The organism is Nocardia paucivorans NBRC 100373, from assembly GCF_000308675.1.
GTDB lineage: Bacteria > Actinomycetota > Actinomycetes > Mycobacteriales > Mycobacteriaceae > Nocardia > Nocardia paucivorans.
In genome coordinates, this window is the sequence record NZ_BAGE01000126.1 from 1 (window position 1) to 15001 (window position 15001).

The 15001-nt window shown below is 64.4% G+C and carries 12 protein-coding genes and 1 pseudogene; 7 read left to right on the forward strand and 6 right to left on the reverse strand.

Annotated elements, in window-relative coordinates:
* Both ON32_RS25285 and ON32_RS25290 read right to left on the reverse strand, forming a co-directional pair.
* Positions 1-229: hypothetical protein (locus ON32_RS25285; protein WP_040793543.1), on the reverse strand; the 229-nt coding region annotated here is incomplete at its 3' end.
* A 4-nt stretch (positions 230-233) separates the two neighbouring features.
* Complete coding sequence (locus ON32_RS25290; protein WP_157224366.1) at positions 234-1337, reverse strand: cytochrome P450 family protein; 1104 nt, start codon at positions 1335-1337, stop codon at positions 234-236.
* 175 nt (positions 1338-1512) lie between these two features.
* Here ON32_RS25290 and ON32_RS25295 point away from each other — a divergent pair, with 175 nt between their 5' ends.
* Both ON32_RS25295 and ON32_RS25300 read left to right on the forward strand, forming a co-directional pair.
* A complete protein-coding gene (locus ON32_RS25295; protein ID WP_245551287.1) occupies positions 1513-2118 on the forward strand; it encodes a GNAT family N-acetyltransferase in 606 nt (201 codons plus the stop codon).
* A 783-nt stretch (positions 2119-2901) separates the two neighbouring features.
* A complete protein-coding gene (locus ON32_RS25300; RefSeq protein WP_040793544.1) occupies positions 2902-3948 on the forward strand; it encodes a site-specific integrase in 1047 nt (348 codons plus the stop codon).
* 201 nt (positions 3949-4149) lie between these two features.
* Here ON32_RS25300 and ON32_RS25305 read toward each other — a convergent pair whose 3' ends face one another.
* Positions 4150-5292 (reverse strand): hypothetical protein, encoded by a 1143-nt coding sequence (locus tag ON32_RS25305; protein ID WP_157224367.1) that lies wholly within the window; start codon positions 5290-5292, stop codon positions 4150-4152.
* A gap of 559 nt (positions 5293-5851) precedes the next feature.
* Between ON32_RS25305 and ON32_RS25310 the strand changes: the two genes are divergently transcribed.
* Entirely contained in the window at positions 5852-7324 is a 1473-nt protein-coding gene (locus tag ON32_RS25310; protein ID WP_157112831.1) for a HEPN domain-containing protein, read from the forward strand.
* Positions 7325-7411: 87 nt separating this feature from the next.
* Here ON32_RS25310 and ON32_RS25315 read toward each other — a convergent pair.
* Positions 7412-7917, reverse strand: a pseudogene (locus tag ON32_RS25315) (DsbA family protein); the annotation flags it as partial.
* 195 nt (positions 7918-8112) lie between these two features.
* Positions 8113-8511 carry an ArsR/SmtB family transcription factor gene (locus ON32_RS25320; protein WP_083874787.1) on the reverse strand — a complete coding sequence of 133 codons (399 nt, stop codon included), beginning with the start codon at positions 8509-8511 and terminating at the stop codon, positions 8113-8115.
* 47 nt (positions 8512-8558) lie between these two features.
* Here ON32_RS25320 and ON32_RS25325 point away from each other — a divergent pair, with 47 nt between their 5' ends.
* The 3 genes from ON32_RS25325 (at position 8559) to istB (ending at position 12365) form a co-directional block, all read left to right on the forward strand.
* Positions 8559-9932 carry an MFS transporter gene (locus tag ON32_RS25325; RefSeq protein WP_040793547.1) on the forward strand — a complete coding sequence of 458 codons (1374 nt, stop codon included), beginning with the start codon at positions 8559-8561 and terminating at the stop codon, positions 9930-9932.
* 382 nt (positions 9933-10314) lie between these two features.
* The gene (gene istA / locus ON32_RS25330) at positions 10315-11550 is read left to right on the forward strand and encodes an IS21 family transposase (protein WP_040793548.1); all 1236 of its coding nucleotides are present in this window, start codon (positions 10315-10317) and stop codon (positions 11548-11550) included.
* A complete protein-coding gene (gene istB / locus ON32_RS25335; protein WP_040793549.1) occupies positions 11550-12365 on the forward strand; it encodes an IS21-like element helper ATPase IstB in 816 nt (271 codons plus the stop codon). Before istA ends, istB begins: the two co-directional genes overlap by 1 nt.
* Before the next feature lie 242 nt (positions 12366-12607).
* Here istB and ON32_RS25340 read toward each other — a convergent pair whose 3' ends face one another.
* Positions 12608-13384: an AraC family transcriptional regulator gene (locus tag ON32_RS25340; protein WP_040793550.1), complete on the reverse strand. Its 777-nt coding sequence runs from the start codon at positions 13382-13384 to the stop codon at positions 12608-12610.
* A gap of 197 nt (positions 13385-13581) precedes the next feature.
* On the opposite strand from ON32_RS25340, the gene ON32_RS25345 reads away from it, so the two are divergent.
* Positions 13582-14976, forward strand: coding sequence for an MFS transporter (locus ON32_RS25345; protein ID WP_217998115.1), 1395 nt, complete (start codon positions 13582-13584; stop codon positions 14974-14976).
* Positions 14977-15001: the final 25 nt, after the last annotated feature.

Below are 15001 nucleotides of genomic sequence, written 5' to 3' on the forward strand. Positions count from 1 at the left end.
CGTTACGCAGAACACGCTGCGCGACGGCGGTCTCGCGGCGTCGGCGAAGATCGTCGATCAGCTCTTGCAGCCAGCCGGCCGCTTCGCGTGCCGGGGCTTTCCCGGCACCGATATGGTCCTGCACGGCTCGCTCGAACGAGGTCCGGTCCCGGGCATGGTGGTCACGCGCGACCACACTGAGCCGGTCCGGCTCCAGGGTTTCGACCAGCGTCCATCCATGTTTCGGCATCGCGTCAGTCCCCGAGGTAGTAGCCAACCTGCGGTCGAGCCTCTAAACGATCATAAAACACCCTGCTGGAATGGTGTCCAGCGTCCACTGGCCACACCGCCCGCAGCGGAAGTTCCGCAAACGCGTAGGTGAGCCACGACGGCCGCAACCGGTACTCCTCGCGTGGCTTGACCGCCTCGAGCCTCGGATACTTCTCGAGCACAGCGCGAGCAACCTGCACCGCCTGCATCTCGGCCAATGCCGCGCCGATACAGAAATGCCGGCCATGCCCGAACACAAGGTCGCGGCCCTGGCGGCGAGCAGGGTCCAGGTGTGCCGACCGCAAGGAGAGAAAGACCGTGTGTCCTCGCGGAATGGTCACCCCATTGACCTCGATATCGGCCAGCGGGAACCGCCGCAACGCATAATTCACCGGCGCCACAGCACCCATGACTTCGCGCACCAAGCCCGCGAACTCCTGCGGCGTACCTAGTAGCCGACGAGCCGACTCACCGTGACTGCGGACCATCTCGTCCAGAACCGCCGAGGTCAGCGAAGTGACGTTCTCGAATCCTCCGATGATCACCGCGAACGCAAGACTGATCAGCTCCTCCTCACTGAGCCGATCCTGCCCATCCCGCGCCCTGAGCCAACCCGAGATCAGGTCATTCCCCGGCTCCCGCCGCTTGTCCTCGATCACCCCCGCCACCAACGTCAGCATCGACACCATCGCACCCTGCACTGCCTCGCCCTCGCTGGAGGTGTCGATCAGAAACATCGGCCGCGCCGCAGACCGGAACTCGCCTAGCTGTTCGTTGGGCAGACCCAGCAATGTGCCGATCACCCGCGGGGGCAGCGGCTCACACAATCCACCCATCGCATCGATCTCCCCCGTCGCCGGCAATGCATCGACCAGCTCCGCGACCGCGGCCGCCACTACTTGCTCATGCCAGGCGTGATGGGCGGGCGCGAAGGCTTCCGCCGCCAGTTTCCGCACCCGCCGATGCTGCTCTCCATCGATATTGAGGAGATTCTGATCCAACGCCGCCGGAAGGTTCTGCCCCCGGAAGCCCGTAGTCGAGTCGGACTTCGACGCCGACATCCGCGGATCGGCCAATAAGCTGGTCACCGCCTGCCACCCGGTCACCACCCATACCGGCGAACCCTCCGGTAGCTCCGCCTGATGCACCCCCGGCTCACGCGCCCTGAGATCCTCATGAAGAGCATCGACCCCATGAATCCCCGCCGTGAACGGGCACCGCCCCAAGTCCATAACCCCAGTGTGCCAACCGGAAGGACCCGACGTGCCGATCACCACCCGTGTCGCCACGAACGTCGACATCCCCGAGGCCGCCGCCGTCCTCGCCGAAGCATTCGCCGACGACCCGCTCATGGCCGCCATCTGGCCGAACCGACAGCGACGCCACCGTGCGCTACCCCGATACTTCGCCGCGTCCCTCCGGCACTTCCACGTTCCTAATGGAGGTGTTCGTGTCGCTCTCAACACCGACGGGGAAATCGCGGCGGTCGCCGTCTGGGATCCGCCAGGACGCTGGGACCACAGCACGCTAACCACCGTCCGCGCCTTGCCCGACCTGCTACCCGCCCTCCAGACCCGCGCCCTGGCCGCGGCAAAAGTCCGCCACACCCTCGACCTGCACCACCCCCACGAGCCCGAGCACTGGTACCTGGCCAACATCGGAACCACACAGAATTTCCGCGGGCAGGGCTATGCCGCCCGATTGATCACCGACGAGCTGACATCCAACCCCGGCATCCACGCGTACCTCGTCTGCACTCTCGAATCCAATATCACTTACTACAAGCAGTTCGGCTTCCAGCGCGCCGAGCCTTTTTCGCTACCAACCGGTCGGCGACCGAGCATGTGGCCAATGGCCATCAACATGTGACGTCGGGCGGGCTCGGCGGCTCAGCCAGGGGCCAAATACGGAGCCTCACAAGTCTGAATAGGGCGATGCGGAACCTCCGCCGCTACGTCACCGGCAGTTCGCGCTGTTTAACAGTCGCGCGGAGGGGCCCGAGGTATTACCGGGCCAGGGCAACACACCATGGAGTGGGCTGAAGTAGCGCATGGCAAGCCAACACGCGCACGATCGCCGGAAGGCCGGAGCCAGGATCTACGGCAGGCGAATGTCCAATCGGGGGCGGACAGCGCGGAGTAATAGGTGACCCACGTGGAACTGTCGCCGATTTCGCCAGGGAACCAATATGCTCAGTCGAACACCTGTTGCTGGAACCGCACCCCGAACCGCCGATCACTCTGGCGTCATGTCAACTGCCCAGCCGCTGCCCGTCCCGGTCATTACAACGAGAGACCCCAGCGACTGGCCGCACATCCATCTGTCGGTATCCACCCTGGATCAGTGGGGACGTATAGCCGACCGCTCGACACTCCGGCACCTTTCCTGGCCACCCGGGCACCCCGTCGTCTTCGATACCGGCCGGAACGGCCTGATTATCGTCAGAGACTCCCCATCCGGCAGCAACTACCAAGTCGATCGCCGCGGATATCTACGCCTTCCAGCAGAGCTCCGTCATGGCGCTCGGATCGAACTCCACGATCAGCTCGTCCTCGCAGCCTCCGAACAACCGCGGGTAATCCTCGTCTACCCGCCCACCTTGGCCTCTCGAACGTTGTGGGAAGCCGCGACCGACACTCCTCGGAGGCCCCGGTGACTACCGAAGACCTCGACGCCGCACGGCTCCTACTCCAGCGACTCGGTCTCCGGCCGGAGGATCTCCTCTCTTCGACGCCCGGTCGCGGCCAGCCGGCGCCAACCTTCGACGACTACATTCGGCAGCTACAGGCCGCGGTGCCAGCGGGCACGCTGCGCGCCTACGGTCCTTACTGGCGGCGGATCGTCCAGGCGTGGGGCGACCGTCGCATCAACACACCGTCACCCCTGGAAGTGCGCGAGCTCATCGAACAGACTCAGCGCCAAGCGGTCGTCCGTCGGAACAGCCGAGGAGGTCGATCCGCCGCCGAACACATGGTCGGCGCCCTCCGAGCCCTCTACCGCCAAGCACGCGCCGACGGGTTCATCACCACAGACACCGATCCGGTCGCCCCGATCGCCAAACCACGACGTCTTCCCAGCAACCGCCGCGCCCTCCCCGACAACCTTCTGAAGGACATCAATCGGATCGCCGCCACCACCGGCAACGACCCGGACCTCGACACACTGATCCTGCGGCTCCACATCGAAACCGCCTGCCGCCGCGCCGGCGCCCTGGCACTCAGGCCTATGGACCTCGACCCAGAACAATGCCTGGTCCACCTCCACGAGAAAGGAGGCCAGGACCGCTGGCAGCCCGTCTCCCCTACCCTGATGAATGCCCTACTCCGGCACTGCGATCGCGGGGCCGGCGATCTCGGCAAAACCGAACGACTCCTTCGGTACAAGAACGGCCAACCGATTACCGGCCGCAGATACGACTACCTCTGGAACCGGATCGGCAAGCACCTCCCCTGGGCCGCCACCCAGCAGGTCACCGCCCACTGGCTGCGCCACACCACCCTCACCTGGGTCGAACGCCACCGCGGCTACGCCATAGCCCGTGCCTTCGCCGGCCATACCGACATGAACGGCAACGTCGGCGCCACCATGACCTACGTCCGGGCATCCCTCCACGAAGTCGCCGAAGCCCTTTCCGCCATGACAGGCGAACCCCACCCGCTCGCCGCCAAGCTCGGAGTCGAAAATTCCGAAGCCGCGTGAATATTCCGTGTCCGTCCGGTCTCACGGTGGGCGGGTTCACCAGCCGGCCCCGGCCATAGGACTCTGCGTTGGTCACGGCGCCTGAGCCGGTTCCGACAACGGACCCGAGAAGACGGCACACCCGGCTTCTGCAAATACTGCGATGCCGAATATGCGTGGCACCGAACCCTTGAGTGGGAGCTGGCTGCTATTCGAGCCTGGCTACCCATTGTCCAAGATTCCGCCGGGCAAACGCTGGCGTGTCGCTGGAGATGGCCCAGCTGTGAACTTGGGGTCAGCCAACCCTGCCGACTGAGCTGCGATCAGTTTGTCCGTCAGTTCGACGGTCGCGAGATACCACCAGAAGATCCAGTCGAGATATGCGGGATCGTAATCGCCGTGTTGATCGGCTCGCCGGTGGCGGATCGCGAACTTGTTGGCGATCTGGAAAAGGGCCCCCTCGTCACCGCTGAAGAGCTCCTTCTTGAGCAGATCACGCCGCTCTTCGAGCAGACTCGCCAGGACGATACATGCACTCCGCTTCTCTTCTGTACCGGAGCTGCGGCTCCGAAACAGTGCGACTGCGTGAGCAACGGAGGCATTCCGGGCAGGATCAGGGGTCGACAGAGCGGCATCAATCAGATCTGCACGAGTGTCGTTGACCGCGTGCACCAATCGGCCGGTGTCCTCGCCGCTCTTCGCGAGACGCAAGTTGATGCCGTTGCGTTCCAGCAGTCGATTGACTGTCCACCGGTAGAGTATCTGCGCAGGTCGGGGTGTGAATGCTGAGTAATGCCAGCCACAGTTGTCGAATTGGTGGTAGCTACGCCTGCGGGGCCTGGAGACAAGATCATGGAAGACCTCAACGAGATCGAAGAAAGTGTGTTCATCGAATACCGTCGGGGATGAACTCCATATCGCCTTCCTACCGAGTCGGTCCTCGATCAGGACATCGAGAGCTTCGTCGGGACTCGCACCAGTGAAATCATCGTCTACGCATGGTGCCGGCGCGACTGAACTCAGATAACCACGCTGCTGAAGCTCTACTAGCGCAGTTCGCCAGGCTTGCTGTGCGGCAGAGAGGTCTCGCTCAATGGCCTGGTACCCGGTAGCGGCCGCGGCCGTTCGCTGGGAGTAATAGGGCTTCGGAGCGTGCTGCTCAGCGAGCTTCGGCGCCGCCGCAATCAACTCTTCAAGGAAGGCGCGCTCCGGGTCCGCTGGCACCGACGGACGGCTTGATGCCGACGGTCCCCACGGATCGTTGTCATCAGTCGCTGATCGTGCCCAGGCAACGCCGGCAACGAGATTATCGAAGTCGTGCCGAGGTGTGTCCGCGACAAAGGCTTCGGTCAGCAGCAGGCCCACCTCACCGGTCCACCCCGCCCTCTTACTGTTACCCCCGTGGGCAGGCATAGCAGCCAGGGTTGCTTGCGCCTCCAATACAAACAGTTCACGCGGCCACCGCAAGAGGTAGTCGGGGCCCCGATGGGCAATATCGAACACAACACAGACAGTATCGAAGATTCGCGATGCGACCACCGGCCTCCACCCAGGCACCTGGTTCCGATGGGGAGCTGAAGCCACTGTTGCGGCAAGACAGTGTCACCTCGGCCCAAGCTGGCAGTACAGCTGGTACCTCAAATCCCTGGTAACGAGACCACCTCTGAACCGATAGGGCGATGTGACGACTGAAGATTCGCAGAACGACGAGAGAGACGCGTCCGAGTCCCAGCGGCCTGAACTGCGCGTTCTGGTCGATGTAGTCGGGGTGGACCTGGTGGCTTTCATGCTCGCGCTCAACCCGGCTGACGTGTGGAACGACTCCGTTCTCGCTGGACCCAGGACTGCTGTGGCAGAGGATATCTGGACGGCAGCGATGGGGCACACCAGGCCGATTAAGGGATCTAGGCACCCATGGAAGACCATGCGGGAAGCCTCGCGCATCGACGCATTCTGCAGATACGACGAGTCGCGGGGAACATCTGCAGCGACCGATTTTCATCTTCGTTCCGGAGGTATCCGGCCCGCTATCGGCGGCAATTCTTCGTTGGACGACTGCCTCCAGCTAATTGCGATGGACTGCTTTGCGGCGCGGCTCATCGGGTCCGAACAGACCCACCACTCGCCGAGCCTGGTTGATAAGCACCCGCTAATGCCGACGGTGCGCCGCTGGTTGCGCAACGAGTCGGAGCCTCTTACTCAGCTTCTCCGAGATGCTTTCGCTGCGACCGATGAGGCCGACCTTCGAGGGCGTGACCGCGTCACCTACAACGAGCAAATAGAGGTCGACTGGTCGACTGGAGGCGGCGGCAGTCTAAGTCTGCGCGATATTGGCACCCACATCATTTCAAGCCTGCTCATCGACGAAGACCTCGATGCCCGGGTCCTTATTCGAGTAGCGGAGGCTGTACGCGATGGGCTCGGCCGCGCACGCCGATTGGCTGCCGGTGAGACCGTGCCCGTGAAGACGTTGATCGCACTGGGCGATCTGACGTTACCTCGGGGTGCTGGGCCAATCGAGATTGCCGGTGGCCGGATCCGCCGCCCAACCGTCTTGGATCGCCGGCTGAACTCGTTTGCCGCGGAACCCGACCTCATCCTCGAGGTTGACCAACCAGTTCGATTTATCGAAGCCCGGCTGTCGCCGCCTCCAGTGCACAATGGGCATGAGCAGCTCACCCGGTTCGTCGCGAGTAGCGAACGACGCAAGAAGTTCCTGCCTGAGTTAATTCAGGCTTCTGAGGATCTCCAGGAGACGATCCGCCGCGTTCGGTTCGCGATAGTGCTAGCTTCCCCAAATGAAGAGGTGTTTCGCCCAGTATGGCGGTTCACTCGGCAGAACCATCCGCTCACATCAAGCGGGTCGAATTCGCATCAACCGAATCCATCACCTGGAGTAGTCAAGACCCAGCTACCTCCCCAGATCGACGCTGGTACGGCCGTGGAGATCGCGGAATGGGCAAAGAAGATGGCCGGACTCCCGGACGCGCTCAAGGTTGGGCGCCGCAGGTTATTGAAAGCAACTACCGACCGGCCCGACCCGTTGGACAAGTTCATCGACGCCGTGATCGTGTGGGAGTCCATGTTCGGAACGGAAACAGAAACATCGTTCCGGGTCACCGGATCGATGGCCCTACTCCTTGAGCCCGAGAATATTGAAGCCCGGAAAGCACTGCACAAGAGGCTTTCAGACCTGTATAGCCATCGAAGCAAACTGGTACATGGCGCCGTGGGCCATGACCGCGAGAGCAGCAAATTCAAGATGGCTGACGTGCCAGAACATGCCAATGATGCGGTCCGGTATGCGATCGACTGCTTCAAACGAATACTCGACGACAAGGGGTTGTTCCCGCTCGACTCGGCAGCGAGAAGCAAGCGCATCATGCTCGGCTTCTGACACTGAACCTGAGCGACTCGCACCCTACCCCTGGGCTGGTTCAGTGATCTACTTTCTGATACTCCCTACCTGGCCGAGCGCGCCGGGTCATTCGAGTGCATCGTCGAGTGCCGCGGTCAGGTCCTCGTAGCTGTTGACGGCGATCCTCAGATCGTTGACGAAAAAAGTCGGGGTCCCGTCGACTCCGAGGGCCAGACCGTCATCGAAATCGGCACGTACGCGGGCGGCGGTGCCGGGGTCGTTGTAAGCAGCGTCGTAGGCAGCCAGGTCCAAGCCGAGGTCGGCGGCGAAGCCCCGGAAGACATCGTCGAGAGGGATGCGCTGTTCCGCCCCCAGGTGGGTTGGGTTTCGTACGTGCACTGGCACATCTGCTCGAAGCGGCCCTGGGCGGCGGCCGCTTCCACGGCGCGGGCGGCGCGTTCGGCGTTGAAGTGTAAGGGAATCGGGAAGTACCGCACTACGAAAGTCACCCGTCCGCGGTATTCCTCGCGCAGTTGCTCCACAGCTGGAAACGCAGCCCGGCATGCTTCGCATTCGAAGTCCAGGAACTCCACCAGTGTCACTCGCCCATCCGGGGCAGTGGAGAGCCGGTGACAAGGACAAATCAGAAAAACGTGAGCACACGGACACGCTACCGTCAGTTGAGCCGACCCATCTCGCGAGGCTGTACAGCGGTTCGACCGCTCTGCGTGGTCCTCGCCCCAGACTCAGGCCGACGACAATGGCGCCGGCCCATTCGCCATTGCGCGTCCATGCCGAACAACCATTGCCAGCGGCCATCGCAATCTTCAACCGGCGTTCTCGCCCTCGTTGCGATGGCTGATCGAAGGGACTTCGGCGCCCCGGCGATGATGAGCGGGCGCATCCGGGCCGGCATGTTCGGCATTGTGGACGGCGTCGGTGATCAGCTGCCGGACATGGTCGTTTTCCAGGCTGTAGTAGACGGTGGTTCCGGCACGGCGGGTACGCACGAGGTGAGCCAGACGCAGTTTGGCCAGATGCTGGGAGACCGAGGCGGCGGGTTTGCCGACGTAGTCGGCGAGTTCGTTGACCGACAGCTCGGCATCGGCCAGTGCCCACAGCACTTGGACGCGGGTGGCGTCGGCGAGCATCCGGAAGACGTCGACCGTCGAATTCAGTTCGTGGTCGGGAATAGGCGATCGAACCTTCCCGTTATCTGCATGCATACGTAGATATTAAGTCATGCAGGAAGCTGGACAGAAGGGCCGACTCGATGTTTACCTCCTTGTTCTCCCACCGCGACTACCTCCGGCTGTTCATCGCCCAGGTGTCGGCCCTGTTCGGTACGGGTCTGACCACTGTCGCCTTGGGTCTGCTGGCTTATGAACTCGCCGGCGCGGACGCGGCCGCGGTGCTCGGTACCGCGTTGACGATCAAAATGCTGGTGTATGTGACGGTCGCGCCGATCGTGGCCGCCTATGCCGACCGGTTCCCGCGCAGGTTGTTTCTGGTCACGCTGAACGTGGTCCGGGCCGCGGTTGTACTGCTATTGCCCTTCATCGACCAGGTCTGGCAGATCTATCTCCTCATCGCCGTCCTGCAGACGGCGTCGGCCGCGTTCACCCCGACCTACCAGGCTGTTATCCCGGATATCTTGCCGAATGAGCGGGATTACACCAAGGCGCTGTCGGCCGCTCAGCTTGCCGCGACGATGGAGACCTTACTGAGTCCGATGCTGGCCGCGGCGGCGCTGGCGGTGATCAGTTTCCACTGGCTGTTCGTGGGCACCGCGATCGGGTTCGTGGTCTCAGCGGCACTGGTGGTCACCACCCGCATCCCGAATACCGGCGCCGGCTCTGCCCAGAGCAGTTTCATGGCGCGGATCACGGTGGGCATGCGGATTTTCGCCGCGACGCCGCGGCTACGGGGTCTGCTCGGGTTGAACCTGGTGGTCGCGGCCGCAGGTTCGATGATCATGGTCAACACCGTCAACTACGTTCGCGACACTCTCGGGGGAACCCAGTCCGGCGTGGCGATGCTCCTGGCCGCGAACGGGTTCGGCACCCTGCTCGTCGCGCCGGCGTTACCCCGGATCCTCGAACGCCTCGATGCACGGCCGGTGATGATGGCCGGTGCGGCCACCCTGATCACCGGACTCGGGTCGGCGATCGCATTGTCGACCGCGAGCGGAGGCGAGTGGCGCTGGGTCGCCGCAGTCGCAGTATGGGCGGTCATCGGCGTGGGCACGGCGGCGGTGCTGACCCCGACCGGTCAGGTGCTACGTCGCTCGTCACAGGCCGCGGATCGGCCGGCGCTCTTCGCCGCGCAGTTCTCGCTGTCGCACCTGGCGTGGCTGCTCACCTACCCGCTCACCGGCTGGTTGAGCACGACCGCCGGTTTCACCATTACCTGGGCGGTGCTGGCCGTGCTCGCTGTCGCCGGGATCGCGGTGGCGCTGCGGATGTGGCCACGTAAGGACCCGGCGGAGCTGACGCACCTGCATGAGGTCGGCACCATCGATCCGGTGCGGCTGGGTGACGCAGTCCGCGTGGACGACCGCCACTGGCTGCACACACATGTGTTCGTCATCGACGCCGAGCACCCGCGATGGCCCCGAACGGAGCGGCCGACCGCACTGGCTGCTTGAGGTGCCTCTTCGCCACTGGTGGCGGCCCCTCGGAATAGTGGGCACAGCCACCATGGCCAGCCCCCGGTAGGACAGCCGAGTTCCCAGTCGCGCGGAGGCGCGTATTCACCGGAGTTCAGGGGAGCCTGTCGCACGCCGCTGTCATCGACGCCGAAGCGGACAGCGGCGCGTCGATTCCTTTCGTGCCGGCGATTCAGCTGACGGAGAATAGTTCAGCTCGGCGATCACCGGACCTGTGCCTACATCATGGACATGGGCATGCCAGGGAACATTCCGTTCCACCATGTCGGCGGAACGTGAAAACTGATCACTGCGCGGCAACTCAAAATGGATCACCTGGTCGGTGACCCTGGCTCTATCCGAGTCAGGGAGGACCGAAGGGATGCTTGCTGTGGAGGATTGGGCTGAGATTCGCCGTTTGAGCAGGTCAGAAGGTATTCCGATCCAGGCGATCGCTCGGATGATGGGCATATCCCGCAACACTGTGAAGCGGGCCCTGGCCTCGGATCGGCCACCGAAGTACGAGCGTGTGGCGAAGGGGTCGGTCGTGGACGCGGTCGAGCCGCAGATCCGGGAGCTGCTGAAGATGTATCCGACGATGCCGTCGACGGTGATCGCGGAGCGGATCGGCTGGACCCGGTCGGTCCGGACGCTGTCCGGGCGGGTCGCGGAGCTGCGGCCGGCGTATCTGCCGCCGGATCCGGCGTCGCGGACGACCTATGTCGCCGGTGAGATCGCCCAGTGCGATTTCTGGTTCCCGCCGATCGAGTTGCCGGTCGGGTTCGGGCAGGTCCGCGGCCCGAAACACCTGCCGGTCCTGACGATGGTGGCGGGTTATTCACGCTGGCTGATGGCGATGTTGATCCCGTCGCGGCATGCCGAGGACCTGTTCGCTGGCTGGTGGACCCATATTCATCGGCTCGGCTCGGTGCCGAAGGTGCTGGTCTGGGACGGAGAAGGAGCGATCGGCCGCTGGCGGGCCGGCCGCAGCGAACTCACGACAGAATGCCAAGCCTTCCGCGGGACCCTCGGCGCGAAAGTGCTCGTCTGCAAACCCGCCGATCCCGAAGCCAAAGGCGTGATCGAGCGGGCTCATGACTACCTGGAACGGTCCTTTCTGCCCGGACGATCGTTCAACGGTCCGGCCGACTTCAACGCCCAGCTCGGCGACTGGCTGGAGTTGGTGAACCATCGACCTCGCCGCGCGCTGGGGTGCGCACCGGTCGATCGGATCACCGCGGACCGTCAAGCAATGCTGACGTTGCCGCCGGTCGCGCCGGAGACCGGGTGGCGGCGGTCAGCGCGGCTGCCGCGCGATCACTATGTCCGCCTGGATTCCAACGACTACTCGGTGCATCCGGCGGTGATCGGGCGCCGGATCGAGGTCGTCGCCGACTTGGAACGGGTCCGGGTGTTCTCCGGTGGCCGGGTCGTCGCCGATCACGAACGGATCTGGGCCTGGCATCAAACCCTGTCCGACCCCGATCACGTCGAGGCGGCGAAAGCGTTGCGGCGCGGCCGGATCGGTGTCGTGCGCCCGGCACCAGAACCCGAGGTCGAGCAACGCTGCCTGGCCGACTACGACACCGCACTCGGCATCGAAGGCGGGGTGGCGTGATGCCCGGCCGAACCAGAACCACCCCGAAAACCTCCACCACGACACGAGATTTCACTGCTGAACTGAACTTCCTCACCCGAGCATTGAAAGCACCATCGTTGCGCGAAGCCGCGCAGCGGCTGCCCGAACGCGCCCGCGCCGAGAACTGGACCCACGAAGAATTCCTCGTCGCCTGCCTGCAACGCGAGGTCTCCGCCCGCGAATCCCACGGCGGTGAAGGACGCATCCGCTCAGCCCGCTTCCCCCACCGCAAATCCCTCGAGGAGTTCGACTTCGGTCACGCCCGCGGCCTCAAACGCGACACGATCGCGCACCTCGGCACCCTGGACTTCGTCACCGCGAAAGAGAACGTCGTGTTCCTTGGGCCGCCCGGAACAGGCAAAACCCACCTCGCGATCGGGTTGGCGATCCGGGCTTGTCAGGCCGGACACCGGGTCGCGTTCGCCACCGCCGCCGAATGGGTGGCCCGCCTGGCCGAAGCCCACCACACCGGCCGATTGCAGGCCGAGCTGACCAAGCTCGGCCGCTATCCACTGCTGGTCGTCGACGAGGTCGGCTACATCCCGTTCGAGAACGAAGCCGCGAACCTGTTCTTCCAGCTCGTCTCGTCCCGCTACGAACGCGCCTCGCTGATCGTGACCAGCAACAAAGTCTTCGGCCGGTGGGGCGAAGTCTTCGGCGACGACGTCGTCGCCGCAGCCATGATCGACCGCCTCGTTCACCATGCCGAGGTCATCGCACTGAAAGGCGACAGCTACCGGCTCAAGGACCGCGACCTCGGCCGCGTCCCCACCGCCGGCACAACTGAAGACTGAAACCACCCACCAACCGACCAGGTGGTCCATATTGAACTTCCGTCAGATGGTCCGTATTGGCGTTCTGTTGACACACCAGTTCCGCGCCATGTTCATCATCTGCATGCACATTTCCATCATCGGGCCCACCTCCTATCAGCACCTACGAGTGGGGCCTTGGATGTACCCGCATCCGGCACGTCCATGCACATGCGCTCACACATTTTCGGGCCTCACGGTCGCTGCAGGCCGACGGAATGGCGTCACGGGTCGAGCCCGGCGTCTGCGTGGAGGTAGCGTCCGGGTGAGGTGCCCACGGTCCGCCGGAATGCCGCGAGGAAGGCGCTCGCAGTCGTGTATCCCACGGCATGCGCGGCCTGGGGCACCGTGCGACCTTCGGCGAGCAGCGGCAGCGCAGCCCGCAGCCGCATATGGGTGCGCCACCGGTCGAAACTCATACCGGTGTCGCGGACGAAAATCCTGGTGAGAGTTCGTCGACTCACTCCGATGGCGTGCGCGTGCGCTTCGAGGCTGCGCGGGTCGGCAGGGTCGGCGAGCAAGGCGTCGGCCACGGCGCGGACCCGTTCGTCCACGGGATGCGGTACGTCTATCGGCAGGGCCGGAACGGGGTGCAGCAGATCTAACACGACCGCTTCGGCGCGCAACCGTGGGTCATCGGCGAGGTCGCGGCGGGCGAGATAGGTGATCAGCTGGGCCAGCAGCGCGTCGACGCCGACCGCGGTGGGCTCGGTCCAGTCCAGGGAGCAGCGTGCTGGATCGAGGTAGAGGCTGCACAACACCGCCTCGCGGGTGGCGCCGGTCCGGTGCATCACCCCGGCCGGTATCCACAAGGCCCGGGTGGGCGGCAGTACCCAATGGGCATCGGCAACAGCGACGCTGAGGACCCCGCGACGCGTCCATGCCAGCTGGTGGTGTGTGTGGCTGTGAGCGGGGATCCACTCCCCCGACGTCAGCGGGAACTGGCCGACGATGATCACTCCCGCGCCGGACGGGATGAACGAGTCGGCGGAGTTGAGCATGGCACCAGCCTATGTCCTCAATGCGATATCATCCGGCCTCATCGCGTATTGTGGCCAGGTTCAATTGGCGCATAGCGTCGTCGAGTGCTGAAAAATTTTGCGACTCACCATGGTTGGCGTACGCCCTCGACGCCGGAACGCATGCCGTGACACCGGCGGTCGCTTCCGTAGCCCCTGGCCGGCGCCGGGGCGCGCTGGTGGTTCTGTGCTTCGTGCAGTTCATGCTGGTCCTCGACGACAATGTGGTCAGCGTTGCCCTCCCCAGCCTCCGCGACGAGCTGGGCTTCAGCGGCGCAGGGCTGGCCTGGGTGGTCAACGCCTACTTCCTCACATTCGGCGGACTGTTGTTGCTGGCCGGGCGAGCAGCCGACCTGCTGGGCCGCCGCCGCGTCTTCCTCCTGGGGGTGGCGCTGTTCGGCGTGGCAAGCCTGGCATGCGGACTCGCCCAGGAACCGTGGCAACTCGTGCTCGGACGGTTCGTTCAGGGCGCCGGCGCGGCCATGGCAAGTCCCGCCGCACTGTCGTTGATCACCCTGTTGTTCCCGGGCCCAGCAGAGCGCACCAGGGCACTGGCCATCTGGGGAGGAATCGCAGCTCTGGGCGGCACTACCGGCCTGGTGATATCCGGCGTGCTGACCGACCTCACATCCTGGCGCTGGATCTTTCTCATCAACCTGCCGGTGGCGGCGGCCGCCCTCGTACTGATGCCCCGCCTGATACCGGAAAGCCGGGCACGCTCCCGGGCACGGCTGGACATACCCGGCACCGTCCTGGGCACCGGCGCCGTGGTATCCCTGGTCTACGGCCTGCTCCGAGCCGGGGAAACGAACTGGACAGACCTCGCCGTCATCGCAGCACTACTGCTGGCAGTACTCTTGGCCGTCGCATTCCTCACGGTCGAATCCAGGGCGGCCGAGCCATTGGTGCCGATGGCGTTTCTCGCCGACCGGACGCGTTCGGTCGCCAACGCGGCGACGTTGCTGTTTTCAGTGGCCTTTTTCGCCATGGCCTTCCTGTTGATGATCCACTTGCAGACCGTCCTCGGATACGGTCCGTTGCAGGCCGGGCTGGCCTATCTGCCCTATGGCGCTGGAATTCTCGTGGGAATGCGCCTTTCCACCTACCTCATCACGAGGCTCGGGATGCGGTGGGCGCTGGTCCTGTCGTTCCTGATCAGTTCAGCCGGGCTGCTGATCTTGTCCAGTGTGGCGGCCGGCGATGCATACGCTACGGGCGTGCTGCCGGGCATGCTCGTCACCAGTCTGGGATGTGGGTTGAGCCTGCCGGTCCTGACGGCTGCGGCGGTCACCGGCACCACCACGGAGAACGCCGGCCTCGGCTCGGCTCTGTTCAGCTCCGTTCAGCAGATCGGTGGCGCTATCGGCGTGGCGGTACTGGTCGCCGTGGCCGAACGTCACAGTGGCGCCGCTGCCGGTTCCACTCGGTCACAAGGTTTTTCCTTCGCACTCACGATCGCTGCCGTCATCCTCACCCTCGGTGCTGTCCTCATCGCCGCCCTACTGCGAACTCCGCGCTCCACCGCAGTATCCGCCTCTACCGACGACCGGATACCGGCAGCCGAACAGACCTGACCATCGATGGGAAACGGCGAGTCCA